The organism is Nocardiopsis sp. NPDC006832, assembly GCF_040635885.1.
Classification (GTDB): Bacteria; Actinomycetota; Actinomycetes; order Streptosporangiales; family Streptosporangiaceae; genus Nocardiopsis.
Window position 1 is genome coordinate 1 of record NZ_JBEYLC010000058.1, and the last position, 21,504, is coordinate 21,504.

17 protein-coding genes are annotated in these 21,504 nt (G+C 69.3%); 12 read left to right on the forward strand and 5 right to left on the reverse strand.

Annotated features, from left to right (window positions below; genetic code table 11):
* The first annotated feature begins 994 nt into the window (after positions 1-994).
* The 3 genes from ABZ717_RS22825 to ABZ717_RS22835 are packed head-to-tail and all read left to right on the forward strand — an operon-like array spanning position 995 to position 3,584.
* The gene (locus ABZ717_RS22825) at positions 995-2,716 is read left to right on the forward strand and encodes a serine hydrolase domain-containing protein (protein WP_358513780.1); all 1,722 of its coding nucleotides are present in this window, start codon (positions 995-997) and stop codon (positions 2,714-2,716) included.
* 24 nt (positions 2,717-2,740) lie between these two features.
* Entirely contained in the window at positions 2,741-3,151 is a 411-nt protein-coding gene (locus ABZ717_RS22830) for a DUF393 domain-containing protein (RefSeq protein WP_358513782.1), read from the forward strand.
* A gap of 25 nt (positions 3,152-3,176) precedes the next feature.
* Positions 3,177-3,584: an SdpI family protein gene (locus tag ABZ717_RS22835; RefSeq protein WP_358513784.1), complete on the forward strand. Its 408-nt coding sequence runs from the start codon at positions 3,177-3,179 to the stop codon at positions 3,582-3,584.
* Here the strand turns inward: ABZ717_RS22835 and ABZ717_RS22840 are convergent.
* Positions 3,570-4,454, reverse strand: coding sequence for a 3-methyladenine DNA glycosylase (locus ABZ717_RS22840; protein WP_358513832.1), 885 nt, complete (start codon positions 4,452-4,454; stop codon positions 3,570-3,572). The two genes, ABZ717_RS22835 and ABZ717_RS22840, sit on opposite strands and share 15 nt — an antisense overlap.
* 27 nt (positions 4,455-4,481) lie before the next feature.
* On the opposite strand from ABZ717_RS22840, the gene ABZ717_RS22845 reads away from it, so the two are divergent.
* Positions 4,482-5,078 (forward strand): HD domain-containing protein, encoded by a 597-nt coding sequence (locus tag ABZ717_RS22845; protein ID WP_358513786.1) that lies wholly within the window; start codon positions 4,482-4,484, stop codon positions 5,076-5,078.
* A 5-nt stretch (positions 5,079-5,083) separates the two neighbouring features.
* Here ABZ717_RS22845 and ABZ717_RS22850 read toward each other — a convergent pair whose 3' ends face one another.
* Entirely contained in the window at positions 5,084-6,868 is a 1,785-nt protein-coding gene (locus ABZ717_RS22850; protein WP_358513834.1) for a hypothetical protein, read from the reverse strand.
* 220 nt (positions 6,869-7,088) lie between these two features.
* Here ABZ717_RS22850 and ABZ717_RS22855 point away from each other — a divergent pair, with 220 nt between their 5' ends.
* Complete coding sequence (locus ABZ717_RS22855; protein ID WP_358513788.1) at positions 7,089-8,513, forward strand: aldehyde dehydrogenase family protein; 1,425 nt, start codon at positions 7,089-7,091, stop codon at positions 8,511-8,513.
* A 71-nt stretch (positions 8,514-8,584) separates the two neighbouring features.
* On the opposite strand, the gene ABZ717_RS22860 is transcribed toward ABZ717_RS22855, so the two are convergent.
* Together ABZ717_RS22860 and ABZ717_RS22865 are read right to left on the reverse strand one after the other, a co-directional pair.
* Positions 8,585-9,613 carry a trypsin-like serine protease gene (locus ABZ717_RS22860; RefSeq protein ID WP_358513790.1) on the reverse strand — a complete coding sequence of 343 codons (1,029 nt, stop codon included), beginning with the start codon at positions 9,611-9,613 and terminating at the stop codon, positions 8,585-8,587.
* A 129-nt stretch (positions 9,614-9,742) separates the two neighbouring features.
* Entirely contained in the window at positions 9,743-11,377 is a 1,635-nt protein-coding gene (locus ABZ717_RS22865; RefSeq protein WP_358513792.1) for a CocE/NonD family hydrolase, read from the reverse strand.
* 275 nt (positions 11,378-11,652) lie between these two features.
* Here ABZ717_RS22865 and dxr point away from each other — a divergent pair, with 275 nt between their 5' ends.
* From dxr to ABZ717_RS22900, 7 genes are all read left to right on the forward strand, one after another.
* On the forward strand, positions 11,653-12,855 hold the full coding sequence (dxr, locus tag ABZ717_RS22870) for a 1-deoxy-D-xylulose-5-phosphate reductoisomerase (protein WP_358513836.1): 1,203 nt from the start codon (positions 11,653-11,655) through the stop codon (positions 12,853-12,855).
* Between the two features lie 27 nt (positions 12,856-12,882).
* Positions 12,883-14,241, forward strand: coding sequence for a site-2 protease family protein (locus ABZ717_RS22875; protein ID WP_358513794.1), 1,359 nt, complete (start codon positions 12,883-12,885; stop codon positions 14,239-14,241).
* A 202-nt stretch (positions 14,242-14,443) separates the two neighbouring features.
* The gene (ispG, locus tag ABZ717_RS22880) at positions 14,444-15,595 is read left to right on the forward strand and encodes a flavodoxin-dependent (E)-4-hydroxy-3-methylbut-2-enyl-diphosphate synthase (protein WP_358513796.1); all 1,152 of its coding nucleotides are present in this window, start codon (positions 14,444-14,446) and stop codon (positions 15,593-15,595) included.
* A gap of 275 nt (positions 15,596-15,870) precedes the next feature.
* Positions 15,871-17,331, forward strand: coding sequence for an amino acid permease (locus ABZ717_RS22885; protein ID WP_358513798.1), 1,461 nt, complete (start codon positions 15,871-15,873; stop codon positions 17,329-17,331).
* 136 nt (positions 17,332-17,467) lie between these two features.
* Entirely contained in the window at positions 17,468-18,262 is a 795-nt protein-coding gene (locus tag ABZ717_RS22890) for a carbon-nitrogen hydrolase family protein (protein WP_358513800.1), read from the forward strand.
* Between the two features lie 46 nt (positions 18,263-18,308).
* Positions 18,309-20,018, forward strand: coding sequence for an NAD(P)/FAD-dependent oxidoreductase (locus ABZ717_RS22895; RefSeq protein WP_358513802.1), 1,710 nt, complete (start codon positions 18,309-18,311; stop codon positions 20,016-20,018).
* 157 nt (positions 20,019-20,175) lie between these two features.
* A complete protein-coding gene (locus ABZ717_RS22900) occupies positions 20,176-20,961 on the forward strand; it encodes a sporulation protein (RefSeq protein WP_358513804.1) in 786 nt (261 codons plus the stop codon).
* On the opposite strand, the gene ABZ717_RS22905 is transcribed toward ABZ717_RS22900, so the two are convergent.
* A complete protein-coding gene (locus tag ABZ717_RS22905) occupies positions 20,958-21,422 on the reverse strand; it encodes an Lrp/AsnC family transcriptional regulator (RefSeq protein WP_358513806.1) in 465 nt (154 codons plus the stop codon). The genes ABZ717_RS22900 and ABZ717_RS22905 overlap by 4 nt on opposite strands.
* Between the last annotated feature and the right edge of the window lie 82 nt (positions 21,423-21,504).

Here is a 21,504-nt window from a genome sequence, read left to right on the forward strand (position 1 = left end):
TGGGTGTCAGACCCCAAGGGCCCGTGCCCTGTGGGGATATCAGCATGCCCAGGGGCAGAAACACCGCGAACCCCCCGCCCAGAGCCACATTCCGGGACCGGAGTGGCTCCCGTTGGGGGTGTCGGCAGCACTCCTGGCGAGATCGGCCCCTACTGCGGCCACCCGCCCTACCGGTGCCACCCCCAGCACAGGTATCGGCCCACCGGCACCACCAACCCCGTGTTGTCTCTCCACCATGATGATCTTGCTCGTAGCGCCATGTTGGGCGCCCAACATGGCGCTACGAGCAAGATCATCGCCAAAGGGGCGCCGGTGCCGGCTACCGCGGGGACGCGCCCCACCACTCACCCGACCTGTAGCGGGCCCTTCGTGACCGGACCCGTCACGTAGTGGCGACGCGCTCCACGAGGACACCAGAGGGAGGGGAAGGGATCCGGCCGCTTGCGGCCGGAGCGGGCGAAGCCCGGGGCCGTTGGGACCTCAACCACTCTCCCCCCTTCCCCGATAGCCGCCAAACCGCCGCCCGCACCGTACGGGTCAAGGCCACCAACCACAGCGTCACAGAACCCGACATCGCCTTGACGCGTGCGGTGCGGGCGGCAACAATCACGCGGCGGGGAAGGAGGGAGAACCCACCCCACCCCGCCAGGCCACCAGCAGGATCACGACCCGAGGCGCCCCACCAACCCACCCCACCCCGCCAGGCCACCAGCAGGATCACGACCCGAGGCGCCCCACCAACCCACCCCACCCCGCCAGGCCACCGGCAGGTTCTCTAGCCGAGGCGCCCCACCCCCCACCCGCCACCCCCCGCCACCCCACACCCACCCACCTACCCTCACCACCCCAGAGTGGAGTTCCGGTTGGTGGACGACTTCTTTCCTGGATGGTGAGGCCTATGACAGGTGTCATCACCAATGCGGGGAGAACCTCATAGCGGATCGCTGACAGCGGTGACTGCATCTCCGGGTCACCTTTTGCGAGGCTGGAGGGTATGGCTTCCAGCGATCCCTCCACACCCCCGGGACCTTCCGGCTCGTCCTCCTGCTCGTCTTCCGACCCGTCTTCCGACGCGTCCGCCGGCCGATCCTCGGACCTGTCTTCCACCCCACATCCCGCCCGCTCCTCCAAAGCCGCCCGTCGGCAGCGCTCTTCCGCCGCACCGGGGCGGGTCTGGCTGGTCGCGCTCGGGGTCGGCGTGGTGGTCGCGGTGCTGGCCGGGCTGTTCGCGCCGGCCCGGTCCACGCCCGCTACCGGGGTGGCCGGGGACGCGCCGCTGGCGGCGGACGTGGAGCGGGTGTTGGGCGACCGAATGGTCGAGGTACAGGGGCTGTCCGTGGCCCGGTTCGACCTCGACGACCCGGATTCGGTGGAATGGGCCGCCGCGGGGAGCTCCGACGGCACCGCGCCGGTCGGTCCGGACACGCCGTTCGAGACCGGCTCGGTGATGAAGGTGATCACCGGGATGTTGCTCGCGGACATGGTGGAGCGGGGAGAGACCTCCCTGGACCGCACTCTCGCGGAGGTCTTCCCCGAGGTCGACTTCGATGATCCCGAGGTCGCCGACATCACCCTTCAGGAACTGGCCACCCACCACTCGGGGCTGCGGGCGACCCCGGACGGGGAGGCCGCGGCGGTCACCTTCCGCTCCATGCTCCTGATCAGCCCGTACGAGGGGGCCACCTCGCCGGTGGACGGGCTCTCGCACACCCGGGCCGGGCCCAAGGACCAATACGTCTACTCCAACCACGGCTTCGCGACCCTCGGGCACGCGCTGGCGGCGGAAGCGGGTGACGACTACCCGGACCTGGTACGCGAGCGCGTCCTCGATCCCATGGGCATGGACGACACCGAGGTCACCGCGCAACGCCCCGAAGGTGGAGCGTTGTCGTACTACGAGCCGGGCGTGCGGGTCGCTCCGTGGACCAACACCGAGTACGCGCCCGCCGGGATCTCCACCTGGAGCACGGTTTCCGACCTGGTCACTCTGGTCGCCGGGGTCGCCGACGGCAGCGCTCCGGGCGCGGACGCCGCCGACGTGGTGCTGGAGGATGTCCGGATCGGTGGGACGCCGTCGGAGGAGGAGCCCGCGACGGAGGCGGGCGGCGACACCGAACTGTCCATGGGGCTGGGTTGGCACGTCCTGGACACCCCCGAGCATGGTGAGGTCACCTTCCACAGCGGGAAGGTCTACGGTTCCTCCACCACGGTCCTGTTCGACGACGAGCGCGCCGTCGTCCTCATGGGCAACAGCTTCACGCTGCAGGAGGGGCCGCTGTCCCTGGGGTTGCTGGGTGACGAACCCGAGGAGGTGCTGTCGGCCCCTCCGAACACCGGGATGAACATGGCGTTGACCCTGCTCCCGCTGTTGCTTCCCCCGGTGCTGTTGCTCGCCCTGATGATCCGCCGCCGCACCTTGCTCACCCAGCGTCCGCTGGACCGCCTGCGGATCGTCTCGCTGAGCCTGGGCGCCGTGGCCTGGTGGGTCTACACCCAGCGCGGCGGTGTGTGGACGGATCTGCCCACCGAACTGTCCGCCGTCGCCGCGGGCATGGTCGCCACCGCGGTCACGGTCGGGGTGTGGCACTGGCGGCGGGTCCCGACGGAGGCGGGGCGATTCCGGTGGCTGCACGTCACGGTGTTCGTGTTCTCGGTGTTGTTCTCCCTGACCCTGCTCTCGCTGATGGTCTACGCCCTCCTCTTCGCCCGACAGTGAACCTTCGGAGGGTAGGAGGGAGACATGGGACATTCACGGAAATCACACCGCATCCCCTCGGCCGGGCTTTTCCTCTACGACCGTGACTGTGGTTTCTGCCAGCGGTCCGTCTCGTTCGCGCGGGAGCGTGTCCGAACCCGCACCGCTTTCGCGGCCTGGCAGGAGACCGATCTCAAGGCCTTCGGGCTCACCCCGGAGCAGGCCGACGAACAGGCCTGGCTGGTCCGTTCGGACCGGGGCCTGCTGGCCGGCGGTGACGCCGTCGCCGAGACCCTTCAGTTCGGCCGATTCCCCTTCCGGGAACTGGGCCGGCTGATGGCCCTGCCCGGGATGCGGGTGCTCACCCGGGCCGCCTACCGGGTGATCGCGGCCAACCGGTACCGTCTGCCCGGTGGCGGTGACACCTGTGCCCTTCCGCCCCCACGTGATGGTTGACCCCCAGTAGGAAAGAGGCCCCGCGTTGACCTCGTTGGCCCAGGCCGCCGAAGAGACCATCCCCCTCGGCCCGCTCATCCTGGTGGTGCTGTCCATGCTGGGCGGCACGGTGGCGTTGGTGCTGATGGGGGTCTACGGCGCGCAGCGCAAGATCAAGCCCAACGACTTCTTCGGGGTCCGCACCAGGTTCACCCGGTCGAGTGACACCGCCTGGTACGCGGTGCACGAGGCTTGCGCCCGTTGGTCGATCCTGGGCGGGATCGCCTTCCTGCCCGCAGCGATCGTCACCCCGTTCCTCTCCGACCCCAACGCCCAGATCGTCGCGATCCTGGCGCCCACGACCGTGGGTATGGTGCTGCTGGTGGTGGGGTCCTGGCGTGGGCACAAGGTCGCCCGCGAACGCTTGGCCCGCGAAGCCTCAGGCCGCCCGTAGCCTCCGGCACACCGTCAGCAGCCGCTCGCGCAGCACCGCGCCGCGTTCGGCGAAGTCGCGCTGGTGCTCCATGTACGCGGCCTTGCCCTCGGCCGTCTCGATTCGCACGGGCTCATACCCCCACTCCCGCAGGTCGTAGGGGGAGGCACGCATGTCCAGTGTGCGGATCTCCCTGGACAGCTCGAAGCAGTCCACGATCAACTCGGACGGCACCGCCGGCGTGAGCTTGTACGCCCACTTGTACAGGTCCATGTTGGCGTGCAGGCAACCCGGCTGGTCCAGGTCCACCTGGGTCTCTCGGGTGGGCGAAAGGGTGTTGCGCGGACGCGCGGGCTCGGTGAAGAACCGGAACGCGTCGAAGTGCGAGCACTGGATCCGGTGCGACTCCACCACCCGGTCGGTGCCCTCGTTCCCCAACCGCAGTGGAACCCGGTCGTGGCGAACCTCCGACGTTCGGTACACCATCGCCCACTCGTGCAGACCGAAGCAGCCAAGGTGCGCCGGACGCGAGGCCACCGCCGACAGCAATCGCTCCACGAAGTCGAGCACGGGTCGGGCCGCCAGGAACGCGGGCACGTCCAGGCCCACCCCGCCACCGTCGAGTTCGGTGTAGAAGCGCTCCGACAGTCGCTCGCGCGCGCCCTCCCCGGCCAGGGCCGTGCCCACCCCGGGGTGCCAGCGCCGCAGCCGCGCCGGCTTGAGGTTGTAGTAGGTGAACAGGAAGTCCTCGACCGGGTGCGGTTCGCCCTCGCGGCGTCGCCTCAGGTGGTCGGCGGTGAGCGCGTCGACGCGCTCGGCGTGCCGTTCGGCGCGTTCACGCTGGTCGGTCTCGGCCAACATGGTCCTGGTGGTCCCGGTCATCGTCCCCATCACGGCTCCCAGGGTATGGTCCCCGGTGTGCAGATCCCCACCGACGAACAGATCCGGTCCCTCCACGAGAGGTACGCGCCCAACGCCGAGGCCTTCGAGCGCGTGTACACGCACTGCCAGGTGGTGTGCGCGGTCGCCGAACAGCTCCTCGCCCGCGCGCCCGCGAAGGTCGACGTCGACCTGGTCCGGGCGGGCTGCCTGTTGCACGACATCGGTGTCTACCGCCTGGTCGACGCTTCGGGTCGCATCGCCCACGACCGTTACGTGAGCCACGGTGTGCTCGGCCACGAACTCCTCGCCGCCGAGGGGCTGCCCGAGACGCTGTGCCGGTTCTGCTCCCACCACACCGGTGTGGGGGTCACCGCCGACGACGTGCGGTCCCAGGGGTTGCCGATCCCGGTCGCCGACTACCTCGCCGAGACCCCGGAGGAGGAGCTGGTGATGTACGCGGACAAGTTCCACAGCAAGACGCGACCGCCGGTCTTCCACTCCGTGGAGAGCTACGCGGCCAAGGTCCGCCGCTTCGGCGCGGACAAGGAGGTCCGCTTCAAGGCACTCGTGGAGAGCTATGGGGAGCCCGACCTCGCGGAGCTCTCCGCCAGGTTCGGTCACCGCACGCTCTAGCCGGACTAGTTGGACTGTTGCACCGGAAGGTGCCGGCCCAGGTATCCCACGTACACGCGGTTGCTGGTCTCCGGTCCCAGGTCGGGGAAGAAGTACAGCCGCGGGCAGATGCCGTATTCGATGTCCAGCTTGATGTGCGCGTACATCGGTACCCGCCCGGTCGGGTCCACCTCGTGCGGCACCCGGAAGAACCGCTTCTCGTTGAGTTTGCCGCGGTTGCGCACGTAGTCCGATTCCTGTGACGCCAGCCGTTTGACCGGGATCACCCGGTAGCCGTCCGGGGGATCACGCAGGTAGGAGTGGAACCCGAGCCCGCTGCCGGGGTTGTCGAACTGGTAGCGGGCGTAGTCGTTGAGCGCGAGCAGCGCTTCCCAGGCCCGGGTCACCCACAGGGCCTCCTTGCGGCTGTCGGCCAGTTCGTACACCGTCTGGTCCTCCAGGGTGAAGAACAGGTGTGGCAGCACGACGTCGTCGGTGATGCGCTCCAACAGCTCGGCCACGCTCGTGGGCGGTCGCCGTTCGGGGTCGTTCGGGGCGGGGGTGGCGGCCAAGCGGAACAGACCCTCCTCGCGGGCGCGTTCGCGCAGCCAACGCGCCTCGTAACGGGCGGACCGGGTGCCCTCCCTCGCGGTGTTCAGCTCCTCGGCCAGGTCCGCGCTCTCGTCGAGTAGTTGCCGGCGTTCCTCCGACAGATCCCCGATGCGTGTGTTGAGCCGGCGTACCTCCTCCCGAAGCCGTTGGAGTTGCTGTTCCTGGGCCTTGGCGGCGGCCAGCTCCGCGGTGGTCGCCGAGTCCTGTTCCGACCTGTGTGCGATTGCGTGCTCCGGTCCGTTGGTCGGTGCGGGAGCGAGTGAGGTGGGGTCTTGGCGCAGGTCATCGGTCTCTTCGCGCAGGAGGGTGTCGATCGCCCTGAGCGCTTCGGGTAGTCCCAGGGCCACGGCGTTGTCGCGCACCCGCCGGGACAGGGCGGCGCCGACCCAGTTGCGCAGGCGTTCGCCGTCCCGCGCCGTGTCCAGGGTGGAGGGGCTCATCCGGGGGTGTCGTGAGGAGTCCGCCTCGTCCCGGGGGTCCACCGAAGGCAGGAACGTGCGTACACCGCCGGCGGGTATGTCCAGGTCACGGGGGAGGATCGCGGCCATGCGATCCAGCGCCGCGGCGTCCAGCACGTATCCGGCGCACATGCCGGTGCAGCGGGACAGGGCACCGGCCATGGAACCACGCCAGGCGGCCACGGTCACGTCCCCGGGGGCGCCGGTGGCGACGATCGCCAGGCGTCTGAGCGGATCACGGATGGCCGAGAGCAGGGCGGCCACGTCGGTGTCGTCGCGCCCCCGCACGATCCGGGGGGCGGGCGGCAGCGCGTGGGCGCCGTCATGGGCGTTGACCGCCTCCAACAGCATGCGCGCGGCCTCGGGGGGCATCACCTCCAGGCGGGTGACCTCCGGGGAGATACCGGGCGCGGGGTCGACGGTCATGTCCAGCCACAGGTAACGCCAGGGGGAGAGTTCGGGGTCGACCACCACGGTGACCAGGGTGCGCCACACCCCGTCGGGTTTGTCGGACTCGGTGGTCAGCCGTAGGAAGGTGAGGCCCTCGTCGGTGTTGTCGTGCCGGGCGATCAAGGCCCGGGACCGATTGCTGAGGTCGTAGCGACCCGAGGAGCCGAAGTCCACGCGCGCTCCGGAGTTCCCGCGTTTGCTCAACCACCGTGAGAGAACCGTCGAGGCGACGGCGGCGAGATCCCCGTCGTCGTCCGGGACGGCGACGAGCGTGCGGTAGACGAGCGGCAATGGCACTCCCGGGTTCCCGTCGACGGCGGTGGACCCGAGGGCCTGTCCGAACACGCTGGCAGGGCCCTCTCCCACCACTGTGTATCAAGGACCGCTCCCGCGCCAGCCGGTCAGCGTAAGAACCGTACGTGATCGTGTGCTCCAGTGTGGCCAACTCGGAGACCGGCTTTGGCAAGGGTGGACAAGCGCGATTCCGTTCCCGGGGTCTAGCGTCGCGGACATGACCACGCACCCGTTCTGGCTCGCCGGCACCGCGACCACCGGCGACACCGAGATGACCGTCCTCAACCCCTACACCGGCGAGGCCGCGGGCACCGTGTCCGTGCCCACCCCGGAGCAGGTGCAGGAGGCCGTGGCCGCCGCGCACACGGTCGCCTCGCGCGCCGCCGCGCTGCCCGCGCACGTCAAGGCCACCGCCCTGGACCGCATCGCCCGGCGCATCGGTGAGCGCTCCGAGGAGATCGCCCAGGTGATCACCGCCGAGAGCGGCAAGCCGATCAAGTGGTCCCGGGTGGAGGCAGGGCGCGCCGCGTCCGTCTTCCGCTGGGCCGCCGAGGAGGCCCGTCGGGACAGTGGGGATCTCCAGCGACTGGACACCGACGCCGGTGGTACCGGCCGCATGGCCCTGATCCGCCGCGTGCCCAAGGGTCCGGTCCTGGGCATCTCCCCGTTCAACTTCCCGATCAACCTGGTCGCGCACAAGATCGCGCCCGCGATCGCGGTGGGCGCGCCCATCATCCTCAAGCCCGCGCCGGCCACCCCCATCACCGCGCTGTTGCTCGGCGAGATCATCGCCGAGACCGAGTTGCCCGCCGGCATGGTGTCCGTACTGCCCATGCCGAACGAGTCCGCGGCCGCGCTCATCACCGACGAGCGTCTGCCCGTTGTCTCCTTCACCGGCGGCGCCTTCGGCTGGGAGATCCAGCGCCGCGCCCCGCACAAGCACGTCACCCTGGAACTCGGGGGCAACGCCGCCGCGGTCGTGCTGGACGACGCCGACCTGGACTGGGCGGCCCGACGCGTGGCCCTGTTCGGTAACAACCAGGCCGGCCAGGTGTGCATCGGTGTGCAGCGGGTCGTGGTCACCGACACCGTGCACGACGAGTTCGTGCGGCTTCTGGTCGACCGGGTCGAGGAACTCGGTACCGGCGATCCCGCCGATGACAAGACCGACGTGGGCCCGATGGTCGACGAGCCCGCCGCCGAACGCGTGGCCGCCTGGGTGGAGGAGGCGGTGTCCGCGGGGGCGCGCGTGCTCACCGGCGGTACCCGCGACGGCGTGACCGTGGCGCCCACCGTCCTGGCCGACGCCCCCGCCGACGCCAAGGTGGTGCGCGAGGAGATCTTCGGTCCGGTCCTGGTGATCCAGCGGGTCGCCGACACCGACGCCGCCTTCGCCGCGGTCAACGACAGTGCCTTCGGGCTCCAGGCCGGCGTGTTCACCCGGGACCTGCCCACCGCCTTCCGGGCCCACCGGGAGCTGGAGGTCGGCGGCGTGGTGGTCGGCGACGTCCCGACCTTCCGCGCCGACCAGATGCCCTACGGCGGGGTCAAGGGCTCCGGTGTGGGCAAGGAGGGCGTGCGTTCGGCGATGACCGACCTCACCGACGAGCGTGTCCTGGTCCTCACCGGCATCGACCTGTAGGGGTCCGCGCACGCGAGTGACCGGTGACCGCGGAGCAGGAGTGGCGGTCACCGGCCGTGGGTGAGGGAGGTCTACAGTCCCGAGGCCCGCTCGTACAGGTGCCGGGCCTCGGAGCCCAGCCGTGGCCCGTACTGGATGGTGCGGTCGTCGGCGTACTTGAAGCTCACCACCGAGGCGATGTTGCCCTGCCCGGTGGACGGGTCGAAGTCGGCGAACCACGGTCCTCCGCTGGACCCCTGGGTCATGGAGCAGCGGACCCCGTTGGCGGTGGTACCACCGGTGTCCGGGACCGTCCGGCCCGAACAGTAGTGCAGGTTCTTGCCGTCGAAGGGTGAGGCGGACGGGTAGCCGAACGTGTACACCTGCACGCCCTGGTTCACCCGATCCTCGGTCCAGGTGTCGAAGGAGAGCCGCTGGGACCCGACCCGCTCCTGAACGGTGGTGGAGTCGGCCTCGTTGAGCACGACCATCGCGAAGTCGTAGCTGTCGTCCGCCTCCTTCGCCCACTTGGGGGAGACGATCAGGTCGCGGGCGGTGAACTTGCCGTGGGGGGCGTCACCGTCGTCGTGACCGGGCACGAAGGTCCAGTTGCGGGCCCAGGCGCCCTTTCCGTCCTTGGCGCAGTGACCGGCGGTCACCAGGGTGCTCTCGTTGGCGGAGTCCACGACGGAGGCCGAACAGGTGAAGTCGCGCCCGTCCATGGTCAGGTACACCTTGCCGGTGGTGCGGGTGACGAGTCCGCCGTCGTTCCAGGTCTCGCCCTCGCTGTCGGGCCGGGCGGCCTGCGGTTCCACGGCGTCGTCGGTGGGGGCCTGGAGCGTGGGCTCGGTGATCTCCAGGGCGGAGTCGACCAGGGCGGTGATGGGTCGCGCGGCGGCCATGCGCTCGTCGGTCCAGTAGTCGAGGATCTCGGCGTGCTGGTCCTGGGTGACCGCGCCGGCCTGGTGGGCCACCCCGTCCACTCGGGTGGTGGGCGAGTGGCCGGCCTGGGTGACGGCCGACGTGGGTGCGGGAAGATTGTCGATCATCGCCAAGCCCGCGAGGGCGACGGTGGCGGCGGCCAGCGGGGCGATGACCTTGTATTTGGTGGACGAGGTCATGGCCCGATCTTTGCACACTCGCGGTTATCGAATGGCTACTTTGGGTTTGTGTCCTCGGTTTTTCGGGAAGAAGGCCCGGACGCCCTCGGCGGAGGGCGTCCGGGCCGCCGATTCGGAAACGGTCCCGCCTTATCGGGTGAAGGGGATGCTCACCTGAGTGGGCGTCTCCTCGAGAGAGGTCACCTCGACCCTGTTCCCGGTCCGGCTCTCCGCGGTGTAGCGGGCGTCGCGGCTGTCCACCACGACCGCCAGTCGATGCCCGGCCGGTACGTCCCACACCACCGAGGACAGCTCGGTCTCCACCGTCACGGGCTCACCCGGGGTGGCGTCGCGCAACGTGTAGGGGGCGTGGCTCAGCAGCGAGCCGGTGCCCCGGTCGTTGATCGCGTACAGGTACACGAACACCGACTGGTCGGCGGCGGTCGGGGTGACCGTGAACGTCACCTCGGGGGTGCCGGCCACGCGTGCGCCGTCGGGATAGGTGGGGCTGGTCCACACGGCCGCCCGGTACCGGTCCACGGTGGGCAGCAGGACCCCGGTGGGAACGTCGAAGAACTGCTGGAGCGCGCCGGAGAGCAGCACGGTGCCGCTCTCGGCGGTGCTGCCTATCCCGGTCCGGAAGTCGTAGTCCCAGCCGGTCTGCGGCTCCGCCTCCATCGCCCCGGTGCTCTGCCAGCGCAGCCAGTCCTTGCTGGGCTCGCCGAGGTAGTACTCATCGGTGTCGGTGGTCACCGACGGCCAGTCGGCGTGCGAGGACCACTCGCTTCCGTTGTTGGGCTTGACGAGCACGGGCTGCTCGGTGTCGATGCCGTTGTCCTCGCCCTTGAGGTGGTGGTCGAACCAGCGTCCCAGGTCCTCCCAGACCTCGTTGGGCAGGCCGAACGCGCCGAACGCCTCGGCGGTGGCGTGGTCGCCGGGGGTGAGCATCATGCGCTTGGGGCCGGAGAGCTCCTCGTAGAAGTCGGCCATGTGCCCGACGGGGAACATGCCGTCGTTCCAACCGTGCGCGATCATCACGGCGGTTCCGTTGGCGTTGAGCCGATCCACCTTGGTGCTCGCGGAACGGTCCGGGGCCATCTCCAGGATGGGGTCGACGTTGCCGCCGCGGTACTCGTGCTCGACCTCCCGGAGTAGTTCACCGGGACGCCCGACCAGGTTGCCGGCGAGGAGCAGTAGTTCGGCGGACTGTACGTCGATGGTCTCGTTCGGGTAGAGGGAGGCCTCCAGGTCGGCCCAGCCGCTCATGGAACCGACGACCTTGACCCGCTCGTCCTCGGCGGCGGTCAGCAGGCTGATGCCCGCGCCGTAGGAGATGCCGGCCATGCCGATGCGGTCGGCGTCGGAGTCGGTGTTGGCCAGGGCCCAGTCGATGACGGCACTGGCGTCGGCCCGGTCCTCGGGGCCGGCGACCTCGATGCCGCCGCCGGAGTCCCAGAAGCCGCGCGAGCTGTAGGTGACGACCTGGTAGCCGGACTCCTCGGCCAGCTTCTTGGCGGCGCCCACGTAGAGGAGGTGCGGGGTGCCCCAGGCGGACGGCATGACCAGCAGCGGGTGCGGGCCCTCCACGCCGGTGGGGGTGATCACCTTGGCCTTCAGCTCGGTGCCGTCGTGGCTGACGATGGTCTCGTAGCCGATCGTGGAGCCGACGCTCTGCGCGGCGGCGGGGGCGGGGGAGAGGAGCGCGGCGGCCAGGACGGACGCCACGAGGATGGACAGGATCCGGGGGAGCGCGCCGCTCAGGGCGCCTCTGGGGGTGGGGGTCATTCGAAACCTCGAAGGGGGAGGGGCGGGGAGGCTCCGATGGGTCGCGCCGGCGCCATCGGGGGAGGGTCGGGGTGCGTGTTCGGTCGTGCCCGACCGTGCTCGGCGTCACTTTCTACTGTGGCGTAACTTACTCACCGGTTAAGTTAGGCGAACGACGTTCCCGTGTAAAGCCCCGGCCGTCTCCCCGACGTTTCCGCGTTGTCCACAGGCCCCCGACGCCGATCCGAGAATTGGGCGACAATGGAGGGGTGCGAGAAGAACAGCAGCGAACAGTAGTGATCCTCGGGTCCACCGGTTCCATCGGTACCCAGGCCATCGACATCGTCCAGCGCAACCCCGAACGTTTCCGCGTGGTGGGTCTGGCCGCCGGCGGTGGGAGGGTGGACCTGCTCGCCAAGCAGGCCGTGCGGCTCGGCGTCGAACGAGTGGCCGTGGCCGATGAGTCCCGAGCGGCCGAGCTCACCCGCCTGTTGACCGAACAGGGCTCCTCCGCCCAGGTGCTGACCGGCGGTGAGGGTGTGGCCGCGCTGGCCGGGAACCCCTGCGACGTCGTCCTCAACGGCATCACCGGGGCCCTGGGGCTGGAGTCCACGCTCGCCGCGCTGCGCGCCGGCGCCACCCTGGCCTTGGCCAACAAGGAGTCCCTCATCATCGGTGGTCCGCTGGTGCGCGATCTGGCCGCACCCGGCCAGATCGTCCCGGTCGACTCCGAGCACTACGCCCTCGCCCAGTGCTTCCCGTACCGACCAGAGGGCGAGCTCACCAGCCCCGCCCAGGGTCTGGTCCGCGCCGAGCTCTCGGAGGTGCGGCGCCTGGTCGTCACGGCCAGTGGCGGGCCCTTCCGCGGCCGCCGGGCCGAGGAACTGGCGAACGTCACGCCCGAACAGGCGTTGAACCACCCCACCTGGAGCATGGGACCGGTCATCACCGTCAACTCCGCCACCCTGGTCAACAAGGGGCTGGAGGTGATCGAGGCCAACCTGCTGTTCGACGTTCCCTTCGATCGCATCGACGTGGTCGTCCACCCGCAGTCGATCGTGCACTCGATGGTCGAGTACGTGGACGGCACGACCCTGGCCAAGGCCAGCCCACCCAGCATGATGATCCCCATCGCCTACGGCATGAGCGCCCCGGAACGCGTCCCGGACGCCGCCCCCGGCATGGACTGGACCAAGGCGCAGAGCTGGACCTTCGAGCCGCTCGACCACGAGGCCTTCCCCGCGGTGCGCATCGCGGCCGAAGTCGGTGCGGCCGGCGGCACCGCCCCGGCGGTGTACAACGCGGCCAACGAGGAGGCGGTCGACGCGTTCCTGCGTGGGAACCTCGCGTTCCCGGCGATCATGGACACCGTGTCCCGGGTAGTCTCGGAACACCAGCGGACGGATCGGCCGGGTTCCACGCCCCTGACCCTGGACGACGTCTACGCCGCAGACACCTGGGCCCGAACCCGCGCTCGCGAACTTCTCGCCCGCGGCTGAGGACCGACCTGGCTTGAGGAGAGATACATGGTCGTGCTGTTGACCGTGGTCGGCATCATCCTGCTCGTCCTGGGACTGCTGTTCTCGATCGCCTGGCATGAGCTCGGCCACATGGCCACGGCCAAGATGTTCGGCATCAAGTGCACCGAGTTCATGGTCGGGTTCGGAAAGACCCTGTGGTCCACCCGCAAGGGCGAGACCGAGTACGGCATCAAGGCGGTGCCACTGGGCGGGTTCGTGCGGATGGTCGGGATGCTCCCGCCCGCCCGCCGTACCGAGGACCAGGGCGCCCGTAAGATGTCGCGCTGGCGGGCCCTGGCCGAGGACGCCCGCGAGGCCTCCTACGTGGAGTTGTCCCCCGAGGACGAGGACCGTCAGTTCTACCAGCGTTCCCCGTGGAAGCGGCTGATCGTCATGTTCGCCGGCCCGGGCATGAACCTGGTGCTGGGAACGGTGCTGCTCGGCGTGCTCTTCATGGGCATCGGTGTGTACCAGGACACCAACGAGGTCGGTGTCGTCAACGAGTGCGTGGTCCCACAGAGCGCCTCCATCACCGAGTGCACCGACGACCTGCCGGCCACCCCCGCCCACGAGGCCGGGCTGCTGCCGGGTGACGTCGTGGTGTCCGTGGGCGGTACCGACACCCCCGACTGGGCTTCGGCCAGCCGTGAGATCCGGGTGTCGGACGGCCCCACCGAGTTCGGCATCGAACGCGACGGCGAAGAGCTCACCACCGAGGTGGACATCGTCCAGAGCGAGCTGCCCGCCCGCGACCAGGCCGGTGAGATCGTCTACGAGACCGACGAGGACGGCGACAACGTCTACGACGAGAGCGGCCGTCGGATCCCGGCCGTGGAGACCGTCGGCTTCCTGGGCATCCACTTCGCCAAGGAACGCGGCACGCTCACCGTGGCCGAGTCCGCCGGTGAGGTCGGCGAGATGCTGGTCGGCGTCGGTCAGGCCATCGTGGCGCTGCCGAGCAAGGTTCCCGAGGTGTTCGGCGCGGCCTTCCTGGGCGAGCAGCGCACCGAGGACTCTCCCGTGGGCATCGTCGGTATCTCCCGCATCGGCGGCGAGATCATGTCGCAGGGTCTGCCCCTGGTGGACACCGCGGCGATGATGATCAGCATCCTGGCCGGCGTCAACTTCTTCCTGTTCGCCTTCAACATGGTGCCGATCCTGCCGCTGGACGGCGGGCACATGGCCGGGGCGCTCTGGGAGTCCATCAAGAGGTGGACGGCGCGTCTGTTCAAGCGGCCCGACCCGGGCCCGGTGGACATCGCGCTGCTCACCCCGGTGGCCTATGTCGTGGTGGTGTGTTTCCTGGTGTTCAGCGTGATCCTGCTCGTGGCGGATCTGGTCAATCCGGTCATGCTGTTCGGTTGAACGGTGTGAGTGCCACCACGAGAGGCCGAGCACCGGCTCCGGGGCGGGTAACCTTGGACGAGCGTTCCGGGAACGACGGCAACGGCCCTGGCCGACCGGACGGAGCACCCGAACGTGGATCCGGGCGCCGCCGCGCCCTTCTCACGAACCGCGACATCAATTGCCGCCGTCCCTTTCCGGTGGCAGACGAGGTGAATCAAGCGTGACCGTCGATCTCGGTATCCCCGTCACCCCTCCGCGTCCTCTGGCCACGCGCCGCGAGACACGGCAGATCATGGTCGGGAACGTCCCCGTGGGCGGGGACGCTCCGGTGTCCGTGCAGTCGATGACGACCACCCGCACCTCCGACATCAACGCGACCCTGCAGCAGATCGCCGAGCTCACCGCCTCGGGTTGCCAGATCGTCCGTGTGGCCGTGCCCACCAACGACGACGCCGACGCGCTGCCGATCATCGCCAAGAAGTCGCAGATCCCGGTGATCGCGGACATCCACTTCCAGCCCAAGTACGTGTTCGCGGCCATCGACGCGGGCTGCGCGGCGGTACGCGTCAACCCGGGCAACATCAAGAAGTTCGACGACAAGGTCGCCGAGATCGCCAAGGCCGCGAACGACGCGGGCACCCCGATCCGCATCGGCGTCAACGCCGGTTCGCTCGACAAGCGCCTGCTGGCCAAGTACGGCAAGGCCACCCCCGAGGCCCTGGTGGAGTCGGCACTGTGGGAGTGCTCCCTGTTCGAGGAGCACGGTTTCCGCGACATCAAGATCTCGGTCAAGCACAACGACCCGGTCGTGATGGTCAACGCCTACCGTCTGCTGTCGCAGGCCTGCGACTACCCGCTGCACCTGGGCGTCACCGAGGCCGGTCCGGCCTTCCAGGGCACGATCAAGTCCTCGGTGGCCTTCGGCGCGCTCCTCTCGGAGGGCATCGGCGACACCATCCGCGTCTCCTTGTCCGCGCCGCCGGCCGAGGAGGTCAAGGTCGGCAACCAGATCCTGGAGTCGTTGGGTCTGCGTGAGCGCGGTCTGGAGATCGTCTCCTGCCCGAGCTGTGGTCGCGCCCAGGTGGACGTGTACACGCTGGCCGAAGAGGTCACCGCGGGCCTGGAGGGCATGGAGGTGCCGCTGCGCGTGGCCGTCATGGGCTGCGTCGTCAATGGTCCGGGTGAGGCGCGCGACGCCGACCTGGGTGTGGCCTCCGGCAATGGCAAGGGCCAGATCTTCGTCAAGGGCGAGGTCATCAAGACCGTCCCCGAGTCCAAGATCGTGGAGACCCTCATCGAGGAGGCCCTGCGCATCGCCGAGGAGATGGGTGAGGCCGGCGTGGAGGGTGAGCCCAGCGTGTCCGTGGGCTGACGCCACCTTCTCCCCGAGTGCTTCGCGAAAGGGGGAGCGCGGTCGAACACCGTGCTCCCCCTTTCGCGTGCTCGGGGTCGGGGGCGTCAGACCGTGTGTCGTGCGTCACGTGGTGGTGCGTTTTCTTGTCCCGGTGCGCATGAATGCCCTGCGAAAACCCGACAAACGCAATGAATGTGGGTCATGTTACTCAGGCAACACCATTAGCGTTGCCTAGGGCACATTTCGGGAGACCCCCACCGTGCCGATCCCACTGATCAGCGAGGAGACAATTCGTGGTGGAGCAGAAGACACCCGCGCGGGTGGGCGCGGGCGTGCCCACGCTTGGTCGACGCCTGTCCAGGCGCAAGCCGGTCGAGAAGTTGGTGGCCGAGACCGAGAGCGGGCACGGGCTGCGCCGCACGATGGGCTTTTGGCAGCTGTCCATGATCGGCATCGGCGCCACTCTGGGCACCGGCATCTTCGTCGTCCTCGGTGAGGCCGTCCCGATCGCCGGTCCCGCCGTCATCCTCTCGTTCGTCCTGGCCGGCGTCACCGCGCTCTTCTCCGCCCTGGCCTACGCGGAGATGGCCGGGATGATCCCCGCGTCCGGCTCCGCCTACTCGTACTCCTACGCCACGATGGGCGAGTTCATGGCCTGGGTGTGCGGCTGGTGCCTCATGCTCACCTACGGGGTCTCGGTGGCCGCCGTCGGCGTCGGCTGGGGGCAGTACATCGACGAACTGCTTCAGCTGACCACCGGGCTGTCGATGCCCGAGGCGTTCCTGGTCGGCCCCCTCGAAGGCGGGCTGATCAACCTGCCCGCCGCCATCGTGGTGCTGCTGTCGATGTTCGCCCTGCTGGTCGGGGTCAGGGAGAGTACCCGCGCCAACGCCGTCATGGTCGCCGTCAAGGTGGCCGTGCTGGTCATGTTCGTGGCCATCGCCGTCACCGCGGTCCAGGACGGCAACTTCGCCCCCTTCATGCCCATGGGCATGGCGGGAGTCTCCGCCGCGGGCGCCACCCTGTTCTTCTCCTACATCGGCTTCGACTCCGCCTCCACCGCCAGCGAGGAGGCCAAGAACCCGCAGCGCGACCTGCCTCGCGCCATCATGTTCTCGATGATCGTGGTCACCGCGATCTACTGCCTGGTGGCGTTCAGCGCCGTGGGTGCCATCAACTGGACCGAGTTCGTCGAGGGGCGGACCTCCCTCGCCGGTATCCTCACCGTCGTCACCGGCACCCCGATCTGGGCGGTCATCTTCGCCGCCGGCGCCGTCCTGGCCCTGGCCAGCGTCGTGCTGGTGGTCCTGTACAGCCAGACCCGCATCCTCTACGCGATGTCGCGCGACGGCCTGATCCCCAAGGCCTTCTCCAAGGTCGACGCCAAGGGCACCCCGCGCGCCAACACCGTCATCACCTCGGTGCTCATCGCGCTGCTGGCGGCGCTCGTCCCGCTGGGTCCGCTCGCCGACGCGACCGCCATCGGCACGCTGTTCGCCTTCGCCCTGGTCAACGTGGCCGTCCTGGTGCTGCGCCGGAACCGCCCCGACCTCAAGCGTGCCTTCCGGATGCCCGGCGCTCCGGTGACCCCGGTCCTGGGTGTCCTGGCCTGCGCCTACCTCATGTTCAGCATGTCGCTGAGCGTATGGATCGCCTTCGGCGTCTGGTTGGCGCTGGGGCTGGCGATCTACTTCGGCTACAGCATGCGTCGCTCGGAGCTGGAGCGGGAGGACACGGTCGAAGTCAACGCTTGACCGGCCCGTTCGCGCATCGATCCGTCGTCGAAACGGCATAACTCGCAACGGAACGTCGTTTCGGCGCACGGATCCGACGCCTTGTCGCGCCTAGAGTGGACGCGGTCCGAAGACGATCCACCAGGGAGGACGGACGATGCCGAACCCACTGCGGGTCGCCCTCGACCAGGGCACCGGACGCAGCGGCGACACCGACTCCGCCCTCCGCCGGCTCCAGGAGAGCGCCCGTGCCGCCGCGGCGCGGGGCGCGGACCTCTTGGTGACCCCGGAGATGTCCCTGACCGGTTACAACATCGGTGCCAGGGTCCGGGAACTGGCCGAACCCGCCGACGGCCCGCTCTTCGAGGCGGTGGCCCGGATCGCCGGCGACTCCGGGGTGGCCGTGGTCTACGGTTTCGCCGAACTCGCCGACGGTCGGGTGTACAACGCGGTGCGGCTCGTGGACTCCGACGGGGTCTCCCGCGCGCTCTACCGCAAGACGCACCTGTTCGGTGACCTGGACCGGAACCTGTTCGACCCTGGCGAGGAACTCGTCGTCCAGGCCGACCTCGACGGCCACCGGCTCGGGTTCATCGTCTGTTACGACGTGGAGTTCCCCGAGATCGTGCGGGCCCACGCGGCGGCCGGTACGACCCTGCTGATCGTGCCGACCGCCCTGATGGCGCCCACCACCTCGGTCGCCACCCTCCTGGTGCCGGCCCGGGCCATGGAGAACCAGATCCATCTCGCCTACGTGAACCGTTGCGACGCCGAGGGCGAGCTCGACTACGTCGGGCTGAGCACCCTGGTCGGCCCGGACGGCGTCGAGCTGTCGCGCGCCGGCCCCACCGAGGAACTGCTGGTCGGCGACGTCGACCCGACCGCCGTCGAGGCCGCGCGCACCGAGCCGTTCTACCTGCGTGATCGCCGTATCGACCTGTACGGCCGCTGAACCCACCACCGCGTCACCACCCCAGCCCCAGTGAAGGAGGGCCTTCATGACGTCCGCCGTGCCCACGTCCGCCGGTGCCGCCCCGCAGGGTGAGCGGCCCCTGAACATGTGCGGGCCCGACTTCCCGTTCGCCTACGACTCCTACCTGGACCACCCGGCCGGGCTGGGCCAGGTGCCCGCGGAACACCATGGCACCGAGGTCGCCGTGATCGGCGGTGGGCTGTCCGGCATCGTCACCGCCTACGAGCTCATGAAGATGGGCTTGAAACCGGTGGTCTACGAGGCCGACCGGATCGGTGGTCGTCTGCGCACCGAACGCCTGCCCGGCGCTCCCGAGGACGTGGTGGCCGAGATGGGCGCCATGCGGTTCCCGCCGTCCTCCACCGCGTTCTGGCACTACGTGAACCGCGTGGGTCTGGACACCACCGCCTTCCCGAACCCGCTCTCGCCGGCCACCCCGAGCACCGTCGTGGACCTCAAGGGCAGGACGCACTACGCCACCGATCTGGACGACCTGCCCGAGGTCTACCGCGAGGTCGCCCGGGCCTGGGACCGGACCCTGGAGAGCGTCGACCACAGCCGCATGCAGAAGGCGATCCGTGAGCGCGACGTCGCCGTCCAGAAGGAGATCTGGAACCGGCTCGTCGAGAAGCTGGACGACCAGACCTTCTACGGTTTCCTGTGTCAGGCCCCGGGCTTCTCCTCGTTCCGCATGCGGGAGATCTTCGGCCAGGTGGGCTTCGGTACCGGCGGCTGGGACACCGACTTCCCGAACTCCATCCTGGAGATCCTGCGGGTCACCTACACCGGTGCGGACGACGACCACATGAGCATCGTCGGCGGGGTCGACCGACTGCCGCGACGCCTGTGGGAGGACACTCCGGACAAGCTCGTGCACTGGGCGACGGGCACCTCCCTGGCCTCGCTGCACGAGTCCGGCCCGCTCCCGGCGGTCACGGCGCTGCGTCGCACGGCCGTCAAGGGACGCCCCGGCGGCAACGTCACCGTCACCGACGCCTCCGGTTCCACCCGCACCTACCCGGCGGCGGTCTTCACCGCGCAGTCCTGGGCGCTGCTGTCCAAGGTCGACTGTGACGAGGACCTGCTGCCCATCGACCACTGGAACGCCCTCGAACGGACCCATTACATGGAGTCCTCGAAGCTGTTCGTGCCGGTGGACCGCGCCTTCTGGCGGGACAAGGACCCCGAGACCGGCCGGGACGTCATGAGCATGACGCTCACCGACCGGATGACCCGCGGCACCTACCTGCTGGAGGGCGCGGACCCCGAGGGCCCCGCCGCGATCTGCCTCTCGTACACCTGGTGCGACGACTCGCTCAAGTGGCTGCCGCTGTCGGCCAACGAGCGACTGGAGGTCATGCTGGCCTCGTTGGGCAAGATCTACCCGGGCGTGGACATCCGTTCGCACGTCACCGGAGACCCCGTCACGATCTCCTGGGAGGACGAGCCCTACTTCATGGGCGCGTTCAAGGCGAACCTGCCCGGTCACTACCGGTACCAGCGACGTCTGTTCACCCACTTCCGTCAGGACGACCTGGAGGAGCGCCACCGCGGCCTGTTCCTGGCCGGGGACGACATCTCCTGGACCGCCGGTTGGGCCGAGGGCGCCGTTCAGACCGCCCTGAACGCCGTGTGGGGCGTGATGCACCACCTCGGCGGCACCGCCGACCCCACCAACCCGGGCCCGGGTGACCTGTTCGACGAGCTGGCCCCCGTCGCCCTGCCCGAGGACTGATCCACGCGTCCATCCGACGGAAGGAGGGCCCTGGTCCGCGTTCCCCACAACGCGGACCGGGGCCCTTTTTCCGCTCCCGGAACACCTGCGATAGGTTGCGGGCGGCCGGGAGCCCCCGATGTCTCGGCCGCATGCCCACCGAGATGAGGAAGTGCCCATGGTCATCAAACGTCTGCTCGCCGGTATCGGATTCGGTGGGGCCTCGGTGGAGGCCTCACTGGACTCCTCCGTGACCGTTCCGGGCGGCTCTCTTCAGGGCACCGTCGTCATCGCGGGCGGTGACGTCGAGCAGAAGGTGGAGCAGCTCACGATCGGCCTCCAGGCCCGGGTCGAGACCGAGGTGGGCGACCACGAGGTCGACAGCGCCATGGAGTTCCACCGAGTGCGTCTGGGCGAGGGCGTGGCCCTGGTGCCGGGGCAGCGCTTCGAGGTGCCCTTCGAGCTCTTCGTGCCCTGGGAGACCCCCATCACGACCCACCGCGGTCGTCATCTGCGGGACATGAACCTCGGCGTGAACACTCGTCTGCACGTGGCCAAGGCGGTCGATCCCGGGGACCTGGACCCGGTGGCCGTGCAGCCCCTTCCCGCGCAGGCCGCGATCCTGGACTCGCTGTTCTCCCTCGGGTTCACGTTCAAGCACGCCGACCTGGAGCGCGGCCGCCTGGCCAGGACCCGGCAGCGACTGCCCTTCTACCAGGAGATCGAGTTCCGCTCTCCCCGTCGCTACCGGGGCCTGAACGAACTGGAACTGTCCCTGGTCACCGACGAGCACGGCATCGACGTGGTGCTGGAACTGGACAAGAAGCCGGGACTGCTCTTCTCCGAGGGCCGCGACACCTACCACCGCTTCAGCGTGAGCCACCACGAGGGCGCCGGTCGTGACTGGTCGGGGCACCTGAACCAGTGGATCGACTCCCTGGCGGGCCGTAGAGGCCTCTTCTAGGTCTGATCGGCGGTACCGGCGAGGATGGGCTGGTCGACCAGGCGGGACAGCACCAGGGTGCTCTTGGTGCGCACCACGAAGGGTTCGGCGCCGATGCGCTCGATGACCTCTTCCAAGTGGTGGGTGTCGCGGGCGCGGACCTGGACCAGGGCGTCGGCGTCGCCGGTGACGGTGCATGCCGAGGTGATCTCGGCGTAGCCCGTCAGACCCTTGCGGATCTCGGTGGGGGAGGTGCGGGCGCGGCAGTACAGCTCGATGAACGCCTCGGTGGTCCACCCGATCGCCTTAGGTTCGACCACGACGGTGAAGCCGCGCACGGCGCCCGACTCGACCAGCCGATCCACCCGGCGCTTGACGGCGGAGGGGCTGAGACCGACCTCTCCGCCGATCTCGGCGAAGCTCATCCGTGCGTCCGCGCCGAGTATCGCGATGATCCGCTCATCGACACGATCAAGCCGCATTGCGCCCCTTTGTCACCATCTGAAACGACCAGGGCACATCTTACCGTCGGCATGCCAGGGTGGGGTCCGTGTCGCTTCCCAT

Excerpts from the sequence above, each read along its gene's own strand:
- ABZ717_RS22905 (WP_358513806.1), bottom strand. The coding sequence starts at position 21,422 with ATGCGGCTTGATCGTGTCGATGAGCGGATCATCGCGATACTCGGCGCG.
- ABZ717_RS22900 (WP_358513804.1), top strand. The coding sequence starts at position 20,176 with ATGGTCATCAAACGTCTGCTCGCCGGTATCGGATTCGGTGGGGCCTCG.
- ABZ717_RS22860 (WP_358513790.1), bottom strand. The coding sequence starts at position 9,613 with ATGACCTCGTCCACCAAATACAAGGTCATCGCCCCGCTGGCCGCCGCC.
- ABZ717_RS22890 (WP_358513800.1), top strand. The coding sequence starts at position 17,468 with ATGCCGAACCCACTGCGGGTCGCCCTCGACCAGGGCACCGGACGCAGC.
- ABZ717_RS22865 (WP_358513792.1), bottom strand. The coding sequence starts at position 11,377 with ATGACCCCCACCCCCAGAGGCGCCCTGAGCGGCGCGCTCCCCCGGATC.
- ABZ717_RS22855 (WP_358513788.1), top strand. The coding sequence starts at position 7,089 with ATGACCACGCACCCGTTCTGGCTCGCCGGCACCGCGACCACCGGCGAC.
- ABZ717_RS22840 (WP_358513832.1), bottom strand. The coding sequence starts at position 4,454 with ATGGGGACGATGACCGGGACCACCAGGACCATGTTGGCCGAGACCGAC.
- ABZ717_RS22875 (WP_358513794.1), top strand. The coding sequence starts at position 12,883 with ATGGTCGTGCTGTTGACCGTGGTCGGCATCATCCTGCTCGTCCTGGGA.
- ABZ717_RS22895 (WP_358513802.1), top strand. The coding sequence starts at position 18,309 with ATGACGTCCGCCGTGCCCACGTCCGCCGGTGCCGCCCCGCAGGGTGAG.
- ABZ717_RS22830 (WP_358513782.1), top strand. The coding sequence starts at position 2,741 with ATGGGACATTCACGGAAATCACACCGCATCCCCTCGGCCGGGCTTTTC.
- ABZ717_RS22825 (WP_358513780.1), top strand. The coding sequence starts at position 995 with ATGGCTTCCAGCGATCCCTCCACACCCCCGGGACCTTCCGGCTCGTCC.